17 protein-coding genes are annotated in these 17,634 nt (G+C 66.0%); 4 read left to right on the plus strand and 13 right to left on the minus strand.

The genetic code is table 11. The features are described 5' to 3' along the window. Positions 1-136 precede the first annotated feature (136 nt). The 6 genes from N2K95_RS10985 to N2K95_RS11010 all read right to left on the minus strand — a co-directional run bounded on the left by N2K95_RS10985 (position 137) and on the right by N2K95_RS11010 (position 6,746). Complete coding sequence (locus N2K95_RS10985; RefSeq protein WP_255789935.1) at positions 137-445, minus strand: DUF3039 domain-containing protein; 309 nt, start codon at positions 443-445, stop codon at positions 137-139. Between the two features lie 24 nt (positions 446-469). Then, complete coding sequence (locus N2K95_RS10990) at positions 470-2,044, minus strand: transporter (protein ID WP_260651586.1); 1,575 nt, start codon at positions 2,042-2,044, stop codon at positions 470-472. Further along, entirely contained in the window at positions 2,026-2,799 is a 774-nt protein-coding gene (locus N2K95_RS10995) for an ABC transporter ATP-binding protein (protein ID WP_255789937.1), read from the minus strand. Before N2K95_RS10995 ends, N2K95_RS10990 begins: the two co-directional genes overlap by 19 nt. 116 nt (positions 2,800-2,915) lie before the next feature. Next, positions 2,916-4,019 carry an NADH:flavin oxidoreductase/NADH oxidase gene (locus N2K95_RS11000; protein WP_260651587.1) on the minus strand — a complete coding sequence of 368 codons (1,104 nt, stop codon included), beginning with the start codon at positions 4,017-4,019 and terminating at the stop codon, positions 2,916-2,918. Between the two features lie 16 nt (positions 4,020-4,035). Beyond that, positions 4,036-5,010, minus strand: a complete 975-nt coding sequence (locus tag N2K95_RS11005) for a co-chaperone YbbN (protein ID WP_260651588.1) — start codon at positions 5,008-5,010, stop codon at positions 4,036-4,038. Positions 5,011-5,060: 50 nt separating this feature from the next. Next, positions 5,061-6,746, minus strand: a complete 1,686-nt coding sequence (locus N2K95_RS11010; protein WP_260651589.1) for a hypothetical protein — start codon at positions 6,744-6,746, stop codon at positions 5,061-5,063. Between the two features lie 288 nt (positions 6,747-7,034). Between N2K95_RS11010 and N2K95_RS11015 the strand changes: the two genes are divergently transcribed. Beyond that, positions 7,035-8,375: an AI-2E family transporter gene (locus tag N2K95_RS11015; RefSeq protein ID WP_407080078.1), complete on the plus strand. Its 1,341-nt coding sequence runs from the start codon at positions 7,035-7,037 to the stop codon at positions 8,373-8,375. 30 nt (positions 8,376-8,405) lie between these two features. On the opposite strand, the gene N2K95_RS11020 is transcribed toward N2K95_RS11015, so the two are convergent. Further along, a complete protein-coding gene (locus tag N2K95_RS11020; protein ID WP_255789947.1) occupies positions 8,406-8,750 on the minus strand; it encodes a hypothetical protein in 345 nt (114 codons plus the stop codon). Between the two features lie 40 nt (positions 8,751-8,790). Between N2K95_RS11020 and nucS the strand changes: the two genes are divergently transcribed. The 3 genes from nucS to N2K95_RS11035 all read left to right on the plus strand — a co-directional run bounded on the left by nucS (position 8,791) and on the right by N2K95_RS11035 (position 11,193). Then, positions 8,791-9,486: an endonuclease NucS gene (gene nucS / locus N2K95_RS11025; protein WP_255789950.1), complete on the plus strand. Its 696-nt coding sequence runs from the start codon at positions 8,791-8,793 to the stop codon at positions 9,484-9,486. A gap of 49 nt (positions 9,487-9,535) precedes the next feature. Next, positions 9,536-10,753 (plus strand): N-acetylglucosamine-6-phosphate deacetylase, encoded by a 1,218-nt coding sequence (locus N2K95_RS11030; RefSeq protein WP_260651590.1) that lies wholly within the window; start codon positions 9,536-9,538, stop codon positions 10,751-10,753. Between the two features lie 236 nt (positions 10,754-10,989). Further along, the gene (locus N2K95_RS11035; RefSeq protein WP_146361532.1) at positions 10,990-11,193 is read left to right on the plus strand and encodes a cold-shock protein; all 204 of its coding nucleotides are present in this window, start codon (positions 10,990-10,992) and stop codon (positions 11,191-11,193) included. Positions 11,194-11,299: 106 nt separating this feature from the next. Here the strand turns inward: N2K95_RS11035 and murA are convergent, their stop codons facing one another. From murA to atpA, 6 genes are all read right to left on the minus strand, one after another. Next, complete coding sequence (gene murA / locus N2K95_RS11040; RefSeq protein ID WP_260651591.1) at positions 11,300-12,565, minus strand: UDP-N-acetylglucosamine 1-carboxyvinyltransferase; 1,266 nt, start codon at positions 12,563-12,565, stop codon at positions 11,300-11,302. An 84-nt stretch (positions 12,566-12,649) separates the two neighbouring features. Continuing rightward, positions 12,650-13,078, minus strand: a complete 429-nt coding sequence (locus N2K95_RS11045) for a DUF2550 domain-containing protein (protein ID WP_260651592.1) — start codon at positions 13,076-13,078, stop codon at positions 12,650-12,652. Between the two features lie 9 nt (positions 13,079-13,087). Further along, entirely contained in the window at positions 13,088-13,381 is a 294-nt protein-coding gene (locus tag N2K95_RS11050) for a F0F1 ATP synthase subunit epsilon (protein WP_227918261.1), read from the minus strand. 5 nt (positions 13,382-13,386) lie between these two features. Beyond that, on the minus strand, positions 13,387-14,850 hold the full coding sequence (atpD, locus tag N2K95_RS11055; protein ID WP_260651593.1) for a F0F1 ATP synthase subunit beta: 1,464 nt from the start codon (positions 14,848-14,850) through the stop codon (positions 13,387-13,389). A 77-nt stretch (positions 14,851-14,927) separates the two neighbouring features. Then, the gene (locus N2K95_RS11060) at positions 14,928-15,821 is read right to left on the minus strand and encodes a F0F1 ATP synthase subunit gamma (protein WP_260651594.1); all 894 of its coding nucleotides are present in this window, start codon (positions 15,819-15,821) and stop codon (positions 14,928-14,930) included. A 99-nt stretch (positions 15,822-15,920) separates the two neighbouring features. Further along, positions 15,921-17,558, minus strand: a complete 1,638-nt coding sequence (atpA, locus tag N2K95_RS11065) for a F0F1 ATP synthase subunit alpha (RefSeq protein WP_260651595.1) — start codon at positions 17,556-17,558, stop codon at positions 15,921-15,923. Between the last annotated feature and the right edge of the window lie 76 nt (positions 17,559-17,634).

The following is a 17,634-nucleotide window of genomic DNA, read 5'->3' on the forward strand; positions in this document are numbered from 1 at the left end:
GGAAAACGCACCCCTTCCCGGCTCTCGACGGGTGGGCGCAGGCGTAATAACAGTGGTCATGCAGGCATCAGGACTAACTGCCTTCACCGCGGAAGGCTGGGAAACGGAGCGGGCACATCACGGCCGGAAGAACGTACTACTTCTTACCCTTGGGGTCGTCGCCTTCGGGACGCAGGCCGTCGTAGACTTCCTTGCACGTGGGACAGACGGGGAACTTTTTCGGGTCACGTCCGGGTGTCCAGACCTTGCCGCAAAGGGCGATGACGGGCTCGCCCGAAAGCGCGGATTCCATGATCTTTTCCTTGCGGACATAGTGGGCAAAGCGCTCACTGTCGCCGGGTTCCAGCTCTTCGCGGAGTTCTTCGCGCTCGATGGTGGCCGTGGACGTACCGTTGTCATCCAGGCGGCGGGGATCGTTTTCGAAAGGATCGGGAGGCAGGCTCATGCGTTCCATCTTAGTACCCGCAGACTATTTGTTGACGGAGACCTGCTGCAGCAGTTCCGGTCCGCGGGCGTCGAGCCAGCGCCCGCCCAGCCGGATCCCGAGGATCAGCACCGCCGCGCCCAGCACCAGTCCCGCGAGCAGTGTCACAGCACCCCAGAGAGTGCTCTCCAGAACGACGGCGAGCGCTCCGGGAACCAGCACCGGCAGCAGCAGGACAAACAGCAGGAGGCTGAAGGCGCTCTGCACCAGCATCGCCCGTCCGGTGGAGCCTGGCGGAGTCTTGAAGGCGTTCTCCCCGGGCAGCGGCACGTTGTACGTATACCGTGCGGACACCGCGCTGGAGAGACCCAGGCCCATCAACAGGGCGGCCAGGCTCACCCCCAGTACGGGAAGGAGCAGCGCCGGGCGTCCGATCAGCACCGCCGGCAGCACGGAGGCCAAGACGACGGCGGGAACGGCGAACACCGCGCAGGCGAGGACCCTTCCGGCCCGGTCGGCACGGCCGCTGATTCCCGTCGCCAGGTGGAGGGCAAAGGCCGTGTTGTCGTAGGAGACATCCGCGTGGAGCGAGAAGCCCACCAGGAAGCCGATCAGCGGACCCAGCGCCAGGCAGACCAGCAGACCGCCGTCGGGGCCGGCGTTGTTACCGCTGAACACCAGCACCACCGCCAGCAGCGGGACAATGAGCAGTGAAGCGCTGTAGCGGGGGTCCCGCAGCCAGTAGATAAGTGCCCGCGCGGCCACCGCTCCGGTGGGAGTGGCGGGGAAACGCGAGAAGAGTCCGAGCCCGGCGCTCTTCCGGCCCGCTGCAGACTGCGGCGGGCTGACCAGCGCCCGCAGCAGCAGGGCCTTCCAGGCCAGGACCAGGACCGCCAGGAAAACCAGGGCGATAAGTGCCTTGGCACCCGCGGCACCGTAATTGCCGAGGGCAATGTCGCCGGGCACCGCCCAGACCGCACCCAACGGCGTCCACGCGAGCACGTCGGCCAGGCGCGGAAGGAGGTTGCCGCCGGCACTGATCCCGTTTCCCACCGCGGAAATGATGGGGCCCAGCAGCACCAGTGGGATGACCAGCAGCAGCCCGGTAAAGTCGCGGAACCTGCGGGAGCCGGTCAGGGAGACGGCTGCGGCCACGGTGACGCGCGCGGCGATCAGGCAGGTGAAGAGCGCTACCGCGGAAAGCACCAGTGCTGCGGCCAGCGCCCCCGGGAAGCGGTACCAGCTCGCAGCCTGCGCCAGTACGGCCAGCAGCATGGCGGCCCCGGGAATACCGATCAGCCCGCCCGCGGCCAGACCGGTCAGCAGCTGCGGGGTGGGGACGGCATAGGTGGTGAACCGGGCCGGATCCAGGGTCAGGTCCAGGCCCGAAAACACCACCGGTATCAAGGCCCAGCCGGCAACCGCTGCGGCTCCGGCCAGGATGACCGCTGTCCGGGCCGTCGCCGGATCATCCCCCACGACAAACAGGGCCGCGATCAGCACGGCCAGGATACCCAGCGCATAGAGCGCACCGAGGACAATCCCGACCAGCTGCCAGGGGCTGCGGCGCAGGGAATTACGCAGCAGCAGGAACTTTAGCCTTAGAAGGTGCGCAACCATTCCAGCCCCTCCGAGTGGGTCCGGCCGCCGACCAGCGATACAAAGCGGTCCTCCAGCGTGGCGTCACCGCGGACCTCGTCCACTGTTCCTGCGGCCAGCAGGTTACCGCCGGCGACCACTGCAACGTGATCGCACATCCGCTGGACGAGGTCCATGACATGGCTGGAAACAATGACTGTTCCGCCGGAGGAAACGTACCCGGCGAGGATGTCGCGGATATTGGCGGCGGAGACCGGATCCACCGCCTCGAACGGTTCGTCCAGGACCAGCAGGCGCGGGGCATGGATCAGGGCGGACGCCAGGGCTACTTTCTTCGTCATTCCCGCGGAGTAATCCACCACGAGCTTGCCCGCATCAGCACTGAGGTCCATGGCGGCCAGCAGATCCTTGGTCCGCGTCCGGACCGTCTCCCGGTCCATGCCGCGCAGCAGTCCCGCGTACGTCACCAGCTGCTCACCGGTCAGCCGGTCGAAGAGGCGGACGCCGTCCGGCAGGATCCCCATCAGCCGTTTGGCTTCGAGGGGGCGGGCCCACACATCGGTGCCGTGCACCCATGCGGAGCCCGCGTCCGGCCGCAGCAGTCCGGTGGCCAGGGAGAGCAACGTGGTCTTGCCCGCCCCGTTGGGACCCACCAATCCGTAGAAGGAGCCCTGAGGCACATCCAGGGTGATCCCGTTGACGGCCGTTTTGGAACCGAAGCGCTTGGCGAGTCCGCGCACGGACAGTGCCGGGACGGAATCCGGTAGTGATGTCATGGGTTCAGCCTAGCCATCCGGTGCCGGGACGTCCTCGGCACAAAGGACCAATTCAGCACCCGTGCCCGCAGACCGGGTCCCCCGAGGGGACTAGGCCTGCGGGGGAAAGCCCTTCACTAGAACATCCCCCGGCGTGCAGCCCGCTCGTACTGCGGCACCCAGGGCAGCTTGGCATCCAGCTCCACGGCCGCACGCATCCACCAGTGCGGGTCCCGCAGCGCGGCGCGGGCAACGAGGATCGCGTCCGCGGAACCGGCCTGCAGGATCTCCTCCGCCTGGGTGCCCGAGTCGATGAGTCCGACGGCGGCGGTGGGCACGGACGCGCCGCGGCGCACCGCTTCTGCATATTCCACCTGGTAGTTCGGGCCCACCTTGATTGATGCCCCGGGAACCGCGCCGCCGGTGGAGACATCCACCAGGTCCACGCCGCGCTCCCGGGCAGCGCGTGCCAGCACCACTGAGGACTCCGCGTCCACTCCCCCGGGCATCCAGTCCGTCGCGGAAATGCGCAGCAGCAGCGGCATGGAATCGGGAATCACTGCCCGTACCGCGTCGATGACCTCCAGGGTCAGCCGGTTCCTCCCGGCTTCATCCCCGCCCCACGCGTCAGTGCGGGTGTTGACCAGCGGGCTGAGGAACTGGTGCAGCAGGTAGCCGTGCGCACCGTGGATTTCGATCGTGTCGAATCCGGCGTCCACGGAGCGGACGGCGGCGTCGGCGAAGTCGCGGATGACCTGCCGGATACCGGCTTCGTCCAGCTGAGCCGGGGCCGCAAAGCTGCCGAACGGGTCCGCCGTGGGGCCCACGGTCTGCCAGCCGCCGTCGGCCGGCGGCACGCTGCCCTGCCCGGCCGCGAACGGAGCATAGGTGGAGGCCTTGCGTCCGGCGTGCGCCAACTGGATACCGATACGCGCGTCCACGGCACCGTGGCGGTGCACAAAGTCGGTGATGCGCTGCCAGGCACCGGCCTGCCCGTCATTCCAGATGCCGGCGTCCTGCGGGCTGATCCGCCCGGTCGGGTTCACCGCTGCAGCCTCGGTGATGATCAGGGCCGCCCCGCCGGCAGCGAAGGACCCCAGATGCATCAGGTGCCAGTCGTTGGGCACTCCCGGCGCGTTGGCCGGATCCGCGCTGTACTGGCACATCGCGGCAACCCAGCCCCGGTGGGCCAGCTCAAGTCCGCGCAGCGTGATGGGGTCAAAGAGGGAGGGTACGTCCATGGGGATTCCCGCCGTCCTAGAACAATGCCCGGGCGAGGGCGGAGCGGGCCTTGGTAACCCGGGGGTCCGAGACACCCACCACTTCGAAAAGATCCAGCAGCCGGAGCCGGGCAGTCTCACGGTCCTCGCCGTGCACCCTGCCGATCAGGCCGGTGATCCGGCGGAAGGCGTCCTCCACGTGCCCGCCGGCAATGTCCAGGTCCGCGACGGCAAGCTGTGCCTGTACGTTGTCCGGTTCCTCGGCGCCGGCCCGGCGGACGGCATCCGCGTCCGCATCGCGCAGCCGGGCCATGAGTTCCACCTGCGCCAGGCCGGCCTTCGCTTCCGCATCTGCGGGCTGCTCGGCGAGGGCCCGGCGGTATGCTGCTGCCGCGGTGTCGTAGTCCTCGGCGTTGATGGCGTCGAAGGCTTCCTGGTGCAGCGGAGGCAGGGGCGCGTCCTCCGCCGGTGCCTGCTCCGTTCCGCCTTCAAGGGATCCGTTGACGCCGTTGGCGGCGGCCACCTGCATCAGTTCACCAACAAGGGCGCGGATCTGCTCTTCGGGGAGCAGCCGGTCCATCAGCGGCACCGGCTGGCCCTTGATCACGGCGGCAACGGTGGGGACGGCAACCGCGGAGAAGGCCTGGGCAATCTGCGGGTAGGCCTGGGCGTCCACGCGGGCCAGCAGCATTTTGCCGTTCTGTTCCACCGCGATGGCGGCCAGGATGGCGGAGACCTGCTGGGAGTCCGGGCTCGCGTCGGAATACAGGTCAATGACCACCGGCACTTCGGCGGACAGCTGGACCACCTGCGGGAAGGTCTGTTCAGAGACCTGCACCACGAACGGTGACGGTGCAGGAGCGGCGCCGGGTGCGGCACCGGCCGAAGCAGCCGGGGCCGCCTGGGCTGCGGGGGCTGCGGAACGGGCCTTGAGGGCGGAAAGGTCCACTGCCCCCCGCAGGTTCATGGAAGAGGGGGCCGCCGGTGACGGGCGGTGGTTCGGTGTGCTCATTTCTTCACCTTATTACGCCGCGCCCGTGCACCGGCAAGCCCATGCCGTGCCTACTTGAGCTTTGCGGACAGCAGTTCCTGGGCCGCACCCACCACCAGGGCCTGGCTGGTCCCGCCGGACGCCGGCACATAGAGCATCACGGCTTCGCCGTGGGTGACGTCAATGCCCTTGTCGGTGTTCGGCTTGCCGGTCAGTGCCTGGAAGACAGTGCCTTCGAGGTTGACCGAGTCGCCGGCTTCCTTGGGTGTGCTCGAGAACGTGTTGGACAGGTAGCCGAACACGATCGCGCCGCCGTCCTCGGTCCGCAGGGCATACGTTGCCTGCGCGTCGGGGGTATGGCTGAACTCGATGCGCGCGAACTCGTTCCGGGGATCGGTCTGGGTCGTCTTCTGGAACTCCACCACATCGTCGCTGAACCGGTTGCCGGCGAACGTGTCCTTGTGCGTGCCGTCCGGCGTGGTCAGGGAATCCGCCAGCGCTGCCACTGCGTCCTGCGGAGACATCACGAGCCCGTTGTCCGAGGCCGCGGGGATTTGATCGGTGCCGGCATCGGCTTCCGGTGCCTGCGGGAAGGTGCTGGCAGGCAGCATTTCGACTGCTGAAACCAGCTTGTAGTTATCCCGGGCCGATTCCTGGACGAGCAGCAGCACCTGCGGCACCGGGTTTCCCTCGCCCTGGGTGACGGCGACGACCGTGCGGGGCCAGTCCGCTCCGCTGCTGATCGACTGGGTCCGCAGTTCCGCCGCTTCCACAGGCACCGGGGCCTCGTGATCGGCCGACTTTGCCGCCACGGCGTAGTTCGCCTCGCGCATGGCGTAGGCGGGGCCGCTGACGCGCGGCTGAAGCAGTGAGGCATCCTTGGCGGCGTCACCGGCCCGGACCGTGCCGGCCACGGAATCCAGAATGCGGGTCAGCTGGGAATCGAGTATCACCGGACGGCTTCCGGCCGCGGAGTCATCGGCCAGGGCCGCTGCCGGGGCGGAGCCGGCCGCCAGCACGGCAGCTGCGGCAGCAGCCAGGAAGGCCGGACGGCGGCGTCCCGGGCGGATCGCGGTGAAAGCCGACGTCGTTCCCGAGACGCTGGCCTGCTTGGCAGGTGTCCCGGTCTCCGGGCCGGCGCTGCTGCCCCCTCTGCGTCGCGGTCCGCCGCTGCGCAGGAAGGCGAGGGCCAGGCCCAGGACGGCCAGCAGGGCGCCGGCAACGATCAGTGGCACGGCGAACGGACGGGTCTCATCGTTTTCCCAGGTCAGGGTCACGTCAGCGGGGGCGGGAGCAGTGCCGTCCGTGGCCAGCAGGATGCGCCAGTCACCCTCCCCCGGTGCCTTCCAGTCGTAGGACAATTCACCTTCACCGGACTCTTCAACAACCCAGAGGTCGGAACCGGCGGGATTCGGAGCGGTCTTTCCGGTCTTGTCGGTGCCGACGGTCAGGCCAAGGCGGCCTTCACCCGGGCTAAGCCTGGTGGCGGCGGCATCCGCCACCCATGCCTGAACATCGTTGGCCCGGCCGACCGCCAGCGTGAAGGGAGCCTCCGAACGGACGGTAATGTCCACGCCGTCGGAGTATTCGGCCAGCAGTTCCGGTTCCAGCACGGTGACGACGGCCCCCTCGTGGCCTTCGGCATCCATGGCGACCGATTTGGTCTCCGAGGGCGCCCAAAAGGTGCGCTGGCCAATGCCTATCAGCATTAGCAGCACCCCGAGGATGATCAGCGGAACTGCAAATTTGTTTCGCACAACTTACCTATCTTCAGTCTGGGCAAATGACATGGCAGGGCGGCGAATTCCCCTGCCTGCGGGAGGAACGAAGCTCCGTAATGCAGGCGCGAAATCACAGCGGGGCAAATATGTCCTGGCACTTGATAACCCAATGGTAACGAAATCCGTTCAGAGCACCCATTCGTCTTCCGGCCGCGGCAGGTACAGGCAGCCGGGAGCACGGGATAACGGGTCCCGCGGGCGCGCCTGCTGGTAAGGTTTCGGTTCGTACCAGGAGCCCAAAAAGGCAGAGGAGAAACGCGCGAAATGAGCGAAAACGAGGACGTGCCCGTCCACGCGCCGCTCCCCGGCCCGGCGGACAAGAAACCTGCGGATGCTCCCGACCCGAAAGCAGGCCGCACTCCGATGCCGGGGTTCCTGTCCACAGCTGCGGACCGGGTCCGCTACAGCCTGCGCCACGGAGTTCCCGGTGCCCGTCCGAGGCCGCGCTTCGAATTCCCGCCCGAGGACGCCGCCGGTCCGGAAATCACCGTCGACAGTGACGTGCGCCTTCCCGATGAACGGCTGAGCGTCAGCGGCGGCGGGCACGGGCCGGAGGCCGACCCCGGGAGCATGCGCGCCCACCCTATCTACTTCGGTTTTATGCTCACGGTCGGCGTTGGACTGGCCCTGCTGCTGTTCTTCGTCATCACCAATGTCGGCGAGCTCCTCGTCTGGATCGGCGCCGCTCTGTTCATCGCACTGGGGCTGGATCCGGTGGTCCGTTGGCTGGGTGCACGGGGAATCCCCCGCCCCGCCGGCATCGCCGTCACGGTGCTGGTGCTGGCAGGCGTGGTGACGGCTTTCTTTGCCACCCTGATCCCCACCATCGTGAGCCAGACGACGGAAATCATCGCCAGGGCCCCGGGATACATCAACAACTTCCTGGCGTCCGACTTCTTCGTCAACATCGACAAGCAGTTCCAGGTCCGGAGCCGGATCGAGGAAGAAGTAGGCCGTTTCTTCTCCAACAGCGATGCCGTGGGCGGCATTTTCGGCGGTGTGCTCAGTGTGGGCACGGTGATCGCGAACGGCCTGTTCGGCGCCCTGATCATCCTGGTCCTGACCCTGTATTTCCTGGCGTCCCTCCCCTCGATGAAGAAGTGGGCCTACCGGCTGGCGCCGCGCAGCCGCCGCCGCCGGGTGGAAGCCCTGGCCGAGGAAATCACCGGCAGCGTCGGCAACTACGTGATCGGCCAGGGCTTCGTGGCGCTGCTTGATGCCACCTATGCCTTCATCGTGATGACCATCACGGGTGTTCCGTTCTCGGTGCTGCTGGCCTTCCTGGTCGCACTGCTGGCGTTCATTCCGCTGGTCGGCCCGCCCATCGCCCTGGTGCTGGTCTCCCTGGTGGCACTGACCGAGGGCTGGCAGACGGCCGTGGTCTTCGCCATCCTCTACATGGCCTACCTACAGTTCGAGGCGTACTTCGTCTCCCCGCGCGTGATGCAGCGGGCCGTGGCGGTACCCGGCGCCGTCGCCGTGATTGCCGTGATTGCCGGCGGCAGCCTCCTCGGGGTGCTGGGGGCACTGATAGCCATTCCGACGGCGGCCGCCACCCTGCTGCTGCTCAAGGAAGTCTTCATCGCCCGGCAGGACAGGGTCTGACCCGGGCGCAACTTTTGCCCGGGCGGTGAGTCAGTACCGTCGGCGGATCCGCCAACAGTGGTTGTGCCAGTGCCGGCGGCCCTCAACGGCGGTCTGCCGCCCCAGCAGCGAGTCTTCCTGCCACACCACCAAGTGGGCGGTGCCGGGCGGAATGATCTGCGCGCAGCCGGGGCACCGGTAGTCCTTTGCGGCTTTGCCGGCCGTGATTTGCCGCACCGACCATTCGCCGTCGGGACCGCTTTCTCGCATCGGAATACCGGCGCGGGTGCGTTCCAGATCCCGCTCCGGCGGGGGCGATGCCCACTTACGGCGTGCGTTCCGACCGGCGGCGCTGCCGGTGGCGGGCGCGCGGCGGGGATGATTCGAACGGGGCATAGAAGTCATTTTGCCGCAGTTGAGCCGGTAAAGTGCAACTGTGCGTTTAGTAATAGCCCGCTGCTCCGTTGACTACGTCGGCCGCCTCCGTGCCCATCTGCCCCTGGCCGTAAGGCTGCTCATGGTGAAGGCCGACGGTTCCGTCCTGATCCATTCCGACGGCGGATCCTACAAACCGCTGAACTGGATGAGCCCTCCGGCCACCCTGCGCAGCCTGGAACCCGACGAGACGGACGCCGAAGCCGGCGTCACCGAAGTCTGGAACGTCCAGAGCGCCAAGACCGACGACCGCCTCATCATCAGCATCTATGAGCGGTTCTCCGACGTCTCCCACGACCTCGGCACCGATCCCGGCCTGATCAAGGACGGCGTCGAAGCGGACCTGCAGCGGCTGCTGGCTGAACAGATCCACCGGCTCGGCGCGGGCCACACGCTGATCCGCCGCGAATACATGACCGCCATCGGTCCCGTGGACATCCTCGCCCGCGACGCCGCCGGCGCGACGGTGGCCGTGGAGCTGAAGCGCCGCGGAGACATCGACGGCGTGGAGCAGCTGACCCGGTACCTGGAACTCCTCAACCGCGACCCGCTGCTGGCACCGGTGCGGGGCATTTTTGCCGCCCAGCAGATCAAGCCGCAGGCCCGTGTGCTGGCCGAAGACCGCGGGATCACCTGCCTCACGCTCGACTACGACGCCATGCGCGGCGTGGATGACCGGGATTCCCGTCTGTTCTGACTCCCCGTTCCGCTCCCGGCCGCGGGCCCGGCATGCCTAGAATCGGTGCATGAACCCAAGTGCGCGCAGCCGGGACCGCGGCTACCTCCGGGGCACCCTGCTGACCCCGGACGAGCTGGTGCCCGACGGCATCCTGGCCTTCGAGGGGGACCGGATCACGTACGCCGGGCCGGCCGGCGGGTTTGACGACGCCGGCTGGCCTGCCCCCGCGCCCCTCCCCGCGGGGGCGCTTATCCTCCCCGGGCTCGTGGACCTGCATTGCCACGGCGCCGCGGGCGGCGACTTCACCACCTCGGATGCCGACGGAGTGCGCCGTGCGGCAGCTTTCCTGCACGCTGCGGGAACCACCACGATGCTCGCCAGCACAGTGTCGGCGCCGCGGGCGGACCTGCTGGCTGCTGCGGCGCGGCTCGGCGCACTGGCCCGGGAAGGGCTCGTCGCCGGGATCCACGCCGAGGGACCCTTCCTCGCACCGGAGCGGGGCGGCGCGCAGGATCCTGCGTTCCTGCTCCCTCCGGACCCCGCCTTCGTGGACGAACTCATCGAGGCCGCGGACAGCGAACTGGTCACCATGACCTATGCCCCCGAGCTGCCCGGAGCCGATGACCTCGTGGACCGCCTGATCCTGCGCGGCGTGATCCCCTCCCTGGGGCACACCCGCGCCGCCGACGAGGTTGCTGCGGAGGCGCTGGAGGCCGCCCGGGACGAAATGGAGGAGGCCGGCTTCGGCGGCTACGCGCCCCGCCCCACCGTGACGCATCTGTTTAACGGCATGGATCCCCTGCACCACCGCTCCCCCGGGGCGGTCTCCGCGTGCCTGCGGGCCGCCCGCAGCGGGGGCGCAGTGGTCGAACTGATAGCCGACGGGGTGCATGTGGACCCGGCGCTTGTCCGTACCGTCTTTGAGCTCGTCGGCGCCCCGAACGTGGCACTGGTCAGCGACTCCACGTCCGCCACCGGTCTGGGGGACGGCACCTACCGCCTGGGGGCCGCCGACGTCGTCGTCCGGGACGGGGCGGCCCGCCTTGATGACGGCACGCTCGCCGGGAGCACGGCGACGCTGCTGCAGTGCGTGCGTACCGCCGTCGCCGCCGGGGTGCCGCTGGCGGACGCAGTGGGCTCAGCCACCGCGGTGCCGGCCGACGTGCTTCGGCTTGCAGACGAAGTAGGGGCGCTGCGCCGCGGCCTGCGGGCGGATGCCCTGGTGGTGTCTGAAGACCTGGACCTGCAGGCGGTCCTGCGCGGCGGAACCTGGCTCCCGCGCTGAAAAAACACCCGTGGAAAAACTTTCCCAAAAATTTCGTTTTCAGCATTGACCACGCAATTCGGTTATGCGACTCTAATACCAAGTCTTTGTGTAGGTGTTTTTTCATGCTCGCAAGACCGTTGCGAGTGAGAAGCTCCTCAAGGAACTGCTGAACGGCAAGAACTTGGGCTTTCTTGCTTCAGTAACATAACCGGCACGGACCGTGCAGGTAAGTTCCACATTATGAGGAGAAAACAATGGCTCAGGGTACCGTCAAATGGTTTAACGCCGAAAAGGGCTTCGGCTTCATTACCCCGGACGACTCCGACGGCGACGTCTTCGTTCACTACTCCGAAATCCAGACCAACGGATTCAAGACCCTCGACGAAAACCAGCGCGTTTCCTTCGAAATCGGCCAGGGCGCCAAGGGCCCCCAGGCCACCGGCGTCACCGCCCTCTAAGGCACCGCCCTCCAAGGCACCGCACGCAGTTCCGCGAGGAACATAAGGAAAGTCCCCGGCAGCTGCCGGGGGCTTTCCTTATTGGTACCTTTTTTCGTCAAGGACTTTATCCGCGGCGGCGCACCACGCCGGCGCCGAGCCCCCGCAGGTTTTCCATGAACCGCTCATAGCCGCGGTCAATATGGTCCACGCCGCGTACTTCCGTGGTTCCGTCCGCTGCCAGGCCGGCAATGACCAGGGCAGCGCCGGCACGGATATCGTTGGCAACCACCGGGGCACCGGACAGGAGCTGAACCCCCTGGATCAGGGCGTGGTGCCCGTCGAGCCGCACCACCGCTCCGAGCCGTGCCAGTTCCGAGGTGAAGCCCCACCGGGCCTCGAAGACATTTTCCGTGACCATGCCCGAGCCGGTCGAGACGGCGTTCAGCGCCACCACGAAGGGCTGCAGATCGGTCGGGAACCCGGGATACGGCAGCGTGGATACGTTGATGGGTTCCGGGCGGTCCGGTCCCTTGACCGTGAAGCCGTCCTCCCCCGTGATGACTTCGCAGCCCGCCTGGACCAGCTTGTCCAGCACCACGGCCAGAGCGGAGGCGTCGGCGTGCCGGACCTCAATCTCACCGCCGGTGATGGCTGCGGCGAAGGCCCAGGTACCGGCAACAATCCGGTCCGGCACCACCCGGTGCTCCACCGGATGCAGTTCCTGCACGCCGTCGATGACCAGCGTGTTCGTCCCTACGCCGCTGATTTTCGCACCCATGCCGTTGAGCATCCGGGCAATGTCCGTGATTTCCGGTTCCCGGGCGGCGTTGTCGATGACGGTCCGGCCGCTGGCCAGCGTGGCGGCCATCATCAGGTTTTCCGTGGCGCCCACGGAGGGAAAGTCCAGGATGTGCTCCGCACCGTGCAGCCCTTCGGGCACCGACGCCACCAGGTAGCCGTGGTCGATGCCGATCTCGGCGCCCATGAGCTCCAGCCCGGCACGGTGCATGTCCAGGCCTCGTGAGCCGATGGCGTCACCGCCGGGCAGGGCCACCTCCGCACGGCGGCAGCGGGCCACCAGCGGGCCCAGCACGGAGATGGACGCCCGCATGGCCCGGACCAGGTCATAATCCGCCTGGTGGCCCAGCTCCTGCGGGACGTCCACGGCCACGGAGCCGGCATCGACGTCGTAATCCACGGTGCAGCCCAGCCGGCGCAGCAGCTCGGCCATGATCCACACATCCTGGATGTTCGGCACGTTCGTAATGACCGAGCGGCCCTGTGCGAGCAGGGTTGCCGCCATGAGCTTCAGGACGCTGTTCTTGGCCCCCGGGACTGTGACGGTGCCGCGGAGGGTGGACGGACCGGTAACAACAATGACGTCTTCCATTACTCCATACTAGGCGGACGGAACACGCTCCCCCGGGCAGCAAAAAAGGCACAGGGAGAATCCCTGTGCCTTTTCAGCAGGCGCCTAGCGCCAGGTGCCGATGCCCACAACGGGACCGGCTTCCACCCATGAGGACAGGCCCGTATAGGCCTCGTACTTCATGGCCACCAGGACTTCGCTGCCCTGGTAGTTCAGCCGGACGACGACGGCGCCCGGCTGGATCCGGGCACGCTCAGCCTCGGTGGGCTCCCGCCAGCCTGCCATTTCCAGTGAACTGCGCAGGAAACGGTACGGCGGGCGGGGACTCAGCGACACCAGGCGCAGCCATTCCAGATGGGTGTCCGTATAACGGCAAACCCCCATCCGCCATCCCGCAGGGGGAAGGCAGATGGAGGCATCGAAGGTCCCGAGGGCGCGCCGCAGCTGGCTGCGGCGCACCCCGAAGAGCATTACTGCCAGGACAAGCAGCCCGAAAAGGGCCGCCAACGCAATGAACATATAGGAGCTGTCCATCGGAAGGGGTCAGCGGGTCCCGGCGGTTGCTTCGTTGGTCACCTTGGCATTGTCGGCCACGATGACCACGCGGTTGTTGTCCACGGAGAAGAATCCTCCGTCAACGCTTACCTCAATGCGGGAACCGGACACCGGTTCGATGGCCAGTCCGCCCTCTGCCAGGATGGCCAGCACCGGCGAGTGGCCGGGAAGGATCCCGATCTCGCCGTCGCTGGTGCGGGCCTTGACCATCTTTGCCGCTCCCGACCACACGAAGTGGTCGGCAGCAACAATCTCAACTTCGAGTTCAGCAGCGTCCGCCATGGGGCTCACTTCCCGGTCTGCTCTTGGATCTTCGCCCACTGACGCTCAACGTCATCCATGCCGCCGACGTTGAAGAACGCCTGCTCTGCAATGTGGTCGACGTCGCCGTCGCAGATGGCCCGGAAGCCTTCGATGGTGTCCTTGATGGAAACCGTCGAACCCTCAACACCGGTGAACTGCTTGGCGGTGTAGGTGTTCTGCGAGAGGAACTGCTGGATGCGGCGTGCACGCGACACGACGATCTTGTCCTCTTCGGAGAGCTCGTCCACGCCGAGGATGGCGATGATGTCCTGCAGTTCCTTGTTCTTCTGGAGGATCTGCTTGACGCGGATGGCCGTGTCGTAGTGCGCCTGGCCGACGTACTGCGGGTCGAGGATACGCGACGTCGAGGTCAGCGGATCCACGGCCGGGTACAGGCCACGGGAAGCGATTTCACGGGAAAGTTCCGTGGTCGCGTCCAGGTGGGCGAACGTGGTGGCCGGGGCCGGGTCGGTGTAGTCATCTGCAGGCACGTAAATGGCCTGCATGGACGTGATCGAGTGGCCCTTGGTGGACGTGATGCGCTCCTGCAGCAGACCCATCTCGTCAGCCAGGTTCGGCTGGTAGCCCACGGCGGAAGGCATGCGGCCGAGAAGGGTGGAAACCTCGGAGCCTGCCTGCGTGAAGCGGAAGATGTTGTCGATGAAGAGCAGCACGTCCTGGTTCTGCACATCGCGGAAGTATTCCGCCATGGTCAGAGCCGACAGTGCCACGCGAAGACGCGTTCCCGGCGGCTCATCCATCTGGCCGAATACAAGGGCGGTGTCCTTCAGGACGTTCGCCTCTTCCATTTCAACCCAGAGGTCGTTGCCTTCACGGGTACGCTCGCCGACGCCGGCGAATACCGAGGTACCGCCGAAGTTGCGGGCAACACGGGTGATCATTTCCTGGATCAGCACGGTCTTGCCGACACCGGCACCGCCGAACAGGCCGATCTTGCCGCCCTTGATGTACGGGGTGAGAAGGTCAATCACCTTGATGCCGGTTTCCAGCATCTCGGTGGAGCCTTCAAGGTCAGCGAAGTTCGGAGCCGAACGGTGGATCGGCCAGCGCTCGGAGATCTCCAGCTTGTCTTCGGTAACGTCCAGGGGCTGGCCCAGGACGTTGAAGATGTGACCCTTGACGCCGTCGCCTACGGGGACGGAGATGGGTGCACCGGTGTCAACCACGGCAGCACCGCGGACCAGGCCGTCGGTGGCCTGCAGGGAGATGGCACGGACGAGGTTGTCACCCAGGTGCTGGGAGGTCTCGAACGTGATGGTGCGGGTCTGGCCGTCGAGCGTCAGCTCGGTGGTCAGGGCGTTGTAGATGGTGGGGATTGCGTCAGCCGGGAATTCGACGTCGACAACCGGGCCGATGACACGGGCGATACGGCCGGTGGCACCCGAGGCTACGGATTTAGATCCGTGCTCGACAGTTTGGGCAGTCATCTCTCTCACTTCACTCAGTTAGATGGCGTGTGGACTAAGTTTTTTATGCGTTGGAACTTATCTTCGACTGCAGCAGGTCAGGATGCGCTGAGCGCGTCCGCACCGGCTACGATCTCGGAAAGTTCCTGGGTGATTTCGGCCTGACGGGCGTTATTCCGAAGTCGCGTGTACTTCTTGATCAGGTCCGTGGCGTTGTCCCCTGCGGCCTTCATGGCGCGCTGGCGGGCTGCAAGCTCGGAAGCGGCTGCCTGGAGCATGGCTGCGAAGATGCGCGACTCGATGTAGCGCGGCAGCAGTGCGTCCAGGACCTTTTCGGGCTCGGGCTCGTATTCGTAGAGAGGCAGGAACTCAGCGCTGGACTGGGCTTCTTCCTCGACTACTTCCAGCGGCAGCAGTCGGATGACCGCAGGTTCCTGAATAACCATGGACTTGAAGCGCGTGTAGACGATGTGGATTTCGTCCACGCCGCCGTCTTCGTAGGCCGTGTTGAAGTCATCGAGGAGTGCCTTGCCGATTTCACGGGCTGTTTCGAACTCGGGTGCGTCGGTACCGCCGGTCCAGACCCGTTCCACGGAACGGTTGCGGAATTCGTAGTACGCCTGCCCCTTGCGTCCAACAAGGTAGGTCTTAACTTCCTTGCCCTCGTCACGGAGCAATTCATTGAGTGCTTCGCCCTGCTTGAGGACACCGGCGGAGTAGGATCCGGCAAGACCGCGGTCGGAGGTCATGATGACCACGGCTGCGCGCCGGATCTGCTCCGGTTCGGTGGTCAGCGGATGATCGATCTCCGACTGGGATGCCACAGCAGAAACGGCACGGGTGATCGCATTGGAGTAAGGCAGTGACGCAGCCACACGGGTGCGCGCCTTTCCGATGCGAGAGGCAGCAATCAGCTCCATCGCCTTGAAGATCTTCTGCATCGACGTGGTCGACGCGATCTTCTGGCGGTAGACCCGAATTTGGGCTCCCATACTCTTCCTTTCAGTTCCTAGCGGTGAAGCTAGGGGCTAAGGCAATGGCCGAGGGTTCCGCTGCCGGGCACACGGCCCGGCAGCGGAACTCTTCAACCGCTAGCGCTTCTGCTTGACGATCTTTTCCTGGTCTACGGCTTCCTCATCCAAGGCCGAGGTGGCTTCGTTGCCGGCGGCGACCATGCGGTCGTCACCTTCGCCGAAGAAACCCTGCTTGAAGTTGGTGATGAGGTTCTTCATCTCATCAACCGTGGAATCCTCGAGCTTGTTCGTCTCGGCCAGGACGGTCATGACGGACGAGGAGTGGCGTACGTGCTGCAGGAACTCGGCCTCGAAGCGGCGGACGTCCTCAACGGGAACGTCATCGAGGTAACCGTTGGTACCCATCCAGATGGAGACAACCTGGTCTTCCACCGGGTACGGGGCGTACTGCCCCTGCTTGAGCAGTTCCATCAGGCGTGCACCGCGGGTCAGCTGCTGACGGGAAGCGGCATCCAGGTCCGAGGCAAACATGGCGAATGCCTGCATGTCGCGGTACTGGGCCAGTTCCAGCTTCAACGTACCGGAGACCTTCTTCATGGCCTTCTGCTGTGCGGCACCACCGACGCGCGAGACGGAAATACCGACGTCGACGGCGGGGCGCTGGTTGGCGTTGAAGAGGTCCGACTGCAGGAAGATCTGGCCGTCGGTGATGGAGATGACGTTGGTCGGGATGTAGGCCGAGACGTCATTTGCCTTGGTTTCGATGATCGGCAGGCCGGTCATCGAGCCGGCACCGAGCTCGTCGGAGAGCTTGGCGCAACGCTCCAGCAGGCGGGAGTGCAAGTAGAAGACGTCGCCCGGGTAGGCTTCGCGTCCCGGCGGGCGGCGCAGCAGCAGCGACACGGCGCGGTAGGCTTCAGCCTGCTTCGACAGATCATCAAAGATGATGAGGACGTGCTTGCCGCCGTACATCCAGTGCTGGCCGATGGCCGAGCCGGCGTACGGTGCCAGGTACTTGAAGCCGGCGGGGTCGGATGCCGGGGAGGCCACGATGGTGGTGTACTCCATGGCGCCCTTTTCTTCCAGGGTGCGCTTGATTTCAGCGATCGTGGAAGCCTTCTGGCCGATGGCTACGTAGATGCAGCGAACCTGCTTCTGCACGTCGCCGGAATCCCAGTTGGCCTTCTGGTTCAGGATGGTGTCTACGGCAATGGCGGTCTTACCCGTCTTGCGGTCACCAATGATCAGCTGGCGCTGGCCGCGGCCGATCGGGATCATGGCGTCGATTGCCTTGAGACCGGTCTGAAGCGGTTCGTGGACCGACTTGCGCATCGTAACGCCGGGCGCCTGGAGTTCCAGTGCGCGGCGTGCCTCAGCGGCGATCGGGCCCATGTCATCCATGGGCTCGCCCAGCGGGTCGACTACGCGGCCCAGGAAGGCGTCGCCTACGGGTACGGACAGGACTTCACCGGTGCGGTGTACTTCCTGGCCTTCTTCGATACCGGCGAAATCGCCAAGTACAACGACACCGATTTCACGGGTGTCAAGGTTCTGGGCGAGGCCCAGCGTGCCGTCCTCAAACCGAAGCAGCTCATTCGCCATAACGGAGGGCAGGCCCTCCACACGGGCAATGCCGTCGCTGGCGGTTGTTACGCGGCCAACTTCAACGCGCTCTGCGTTTCCGGGTTCGTAGGACGCCGCGAATTCATTCAACGCATTACGGACGTCGTCGGCGTTGATGGTCAATTCGGCCATCTGCAGTCCCTGCTCTCCTATGTTGTGATCATCGCTTAATTCCCGATGACCGTGATTGGTTCTCAAATGTTCTGAA

The sequence above is a fragment of the Arthrobacter zhaoxinii genome (assembly GCF_025244925.1).
Classification (GTDB): domain Bacteria; phylum Actinomycetota; class Actinomycetes; order Actinomycetales; family Micrococcaceae; genus Arthrobacter_B; species Arthrobacter_B zhaoxinii.

Coding starts and splice junctions, on each gene's coding strand:
- N2K95_RS11020 (WP_255789947.1), bottom strand. CDS start 8,750: ATGCCCCGTTCGAATCATCCCCGCCGCGCGCCCGCCACCGGCAGCGCC.
- N2K95_RS11060 (WP_260651594.1), bottom strand. CDS start 15,821: ATGGGAGCCCAAATTCGGGTCTACCGCCAGAAGATCGCGTCGACCACG.
- N2K95_RS11035 (WP_146361532.1), top strand. CDS start 10,990: ATGGCTCAGGGTACCGTCAAATGGTTTAACGCCGAAAAGGGCTTCGGC.
- N2K95_RS11005 (WP_260651588.1), bottom strand. CDS start 5,010: ATGAGCACACCGAACCACCGCCCGTCACCGGCGGCCCCCTCTTCCATG.
- N2K95_RS10990 (WP_260651586.1), bottom strand. CDS start 2,044: ATGGTTGCGCACCTTCTAAGGCTAAAGTTCCTGCTGCTGCGTAATTCC.
- N2K95_RS11030 (WP_260651590.1), top strand. CDS start 9,536: ATGAACCCAAGTGCGCGCAGCCGGGACCGCGGCTACCTCCGGGGCACC.
- N2K95_RS11050 (WP_227918261.1), bottom strand. CDS start 13,381: ATGGCGGACGCTGCTGAACTCGAAGTTGAGATTGTTGCTGCCGACCAC.
- N2K95_RS11015 (WP_407080078.1), top strand. CDS start 7,035: ATGAGCGAAAACGAGGACGTGCCCGTCCACGCGCCGCTCCCCGGCCCG.
- N2K95_RS11045 (WP_260651592.1), bottom strand. CDS start 13,078: ATGGACAGCTCCTATATGTTCATTGCGTTGGCGGCCCTTTTCGGGCTG.
- murA (WP_260651591.1), bottom strand. CDS start 12,565: ATGGAAGACGTCATTGTTGTTACCGGTCCGTCCACCCTCCGCGGCACC.
- atpD (WP_260651593.1), bottom strand. CDS start 14,850: ATGACTGCCCAAACTGTCGAGCACGGATCTAAATCCGTAGCCTCGGGT.
- atpA (WP_260651595.1), bottom strand. CDS start 17,558: ATGGCCGAATTGACCATCAACGCCGACGACGTCCGTAATGCGTTGAAT.
- N2K95_RS11000 (WP_260651587.1), bottom strand. CDS start 4,019: ATGGACGTACCCTCCCTCTTTGACCCCATCACGCTGCGCGGACTTGAG.
- N2K95_RS10985 (WP_255789935.1), bottom strand. CDS start 445: ATGAGCCTGCCTCCCGATCCTTTCGAAAACGATCCCCGCCGCCTGGAT.
- N2K95_RS10995 (WP_255789937.1), bottom strand. CDS start 2,799: ATGACATCACTACCGGATTCCGTCCCGGCACTGTCCGTGCGCGGACTC.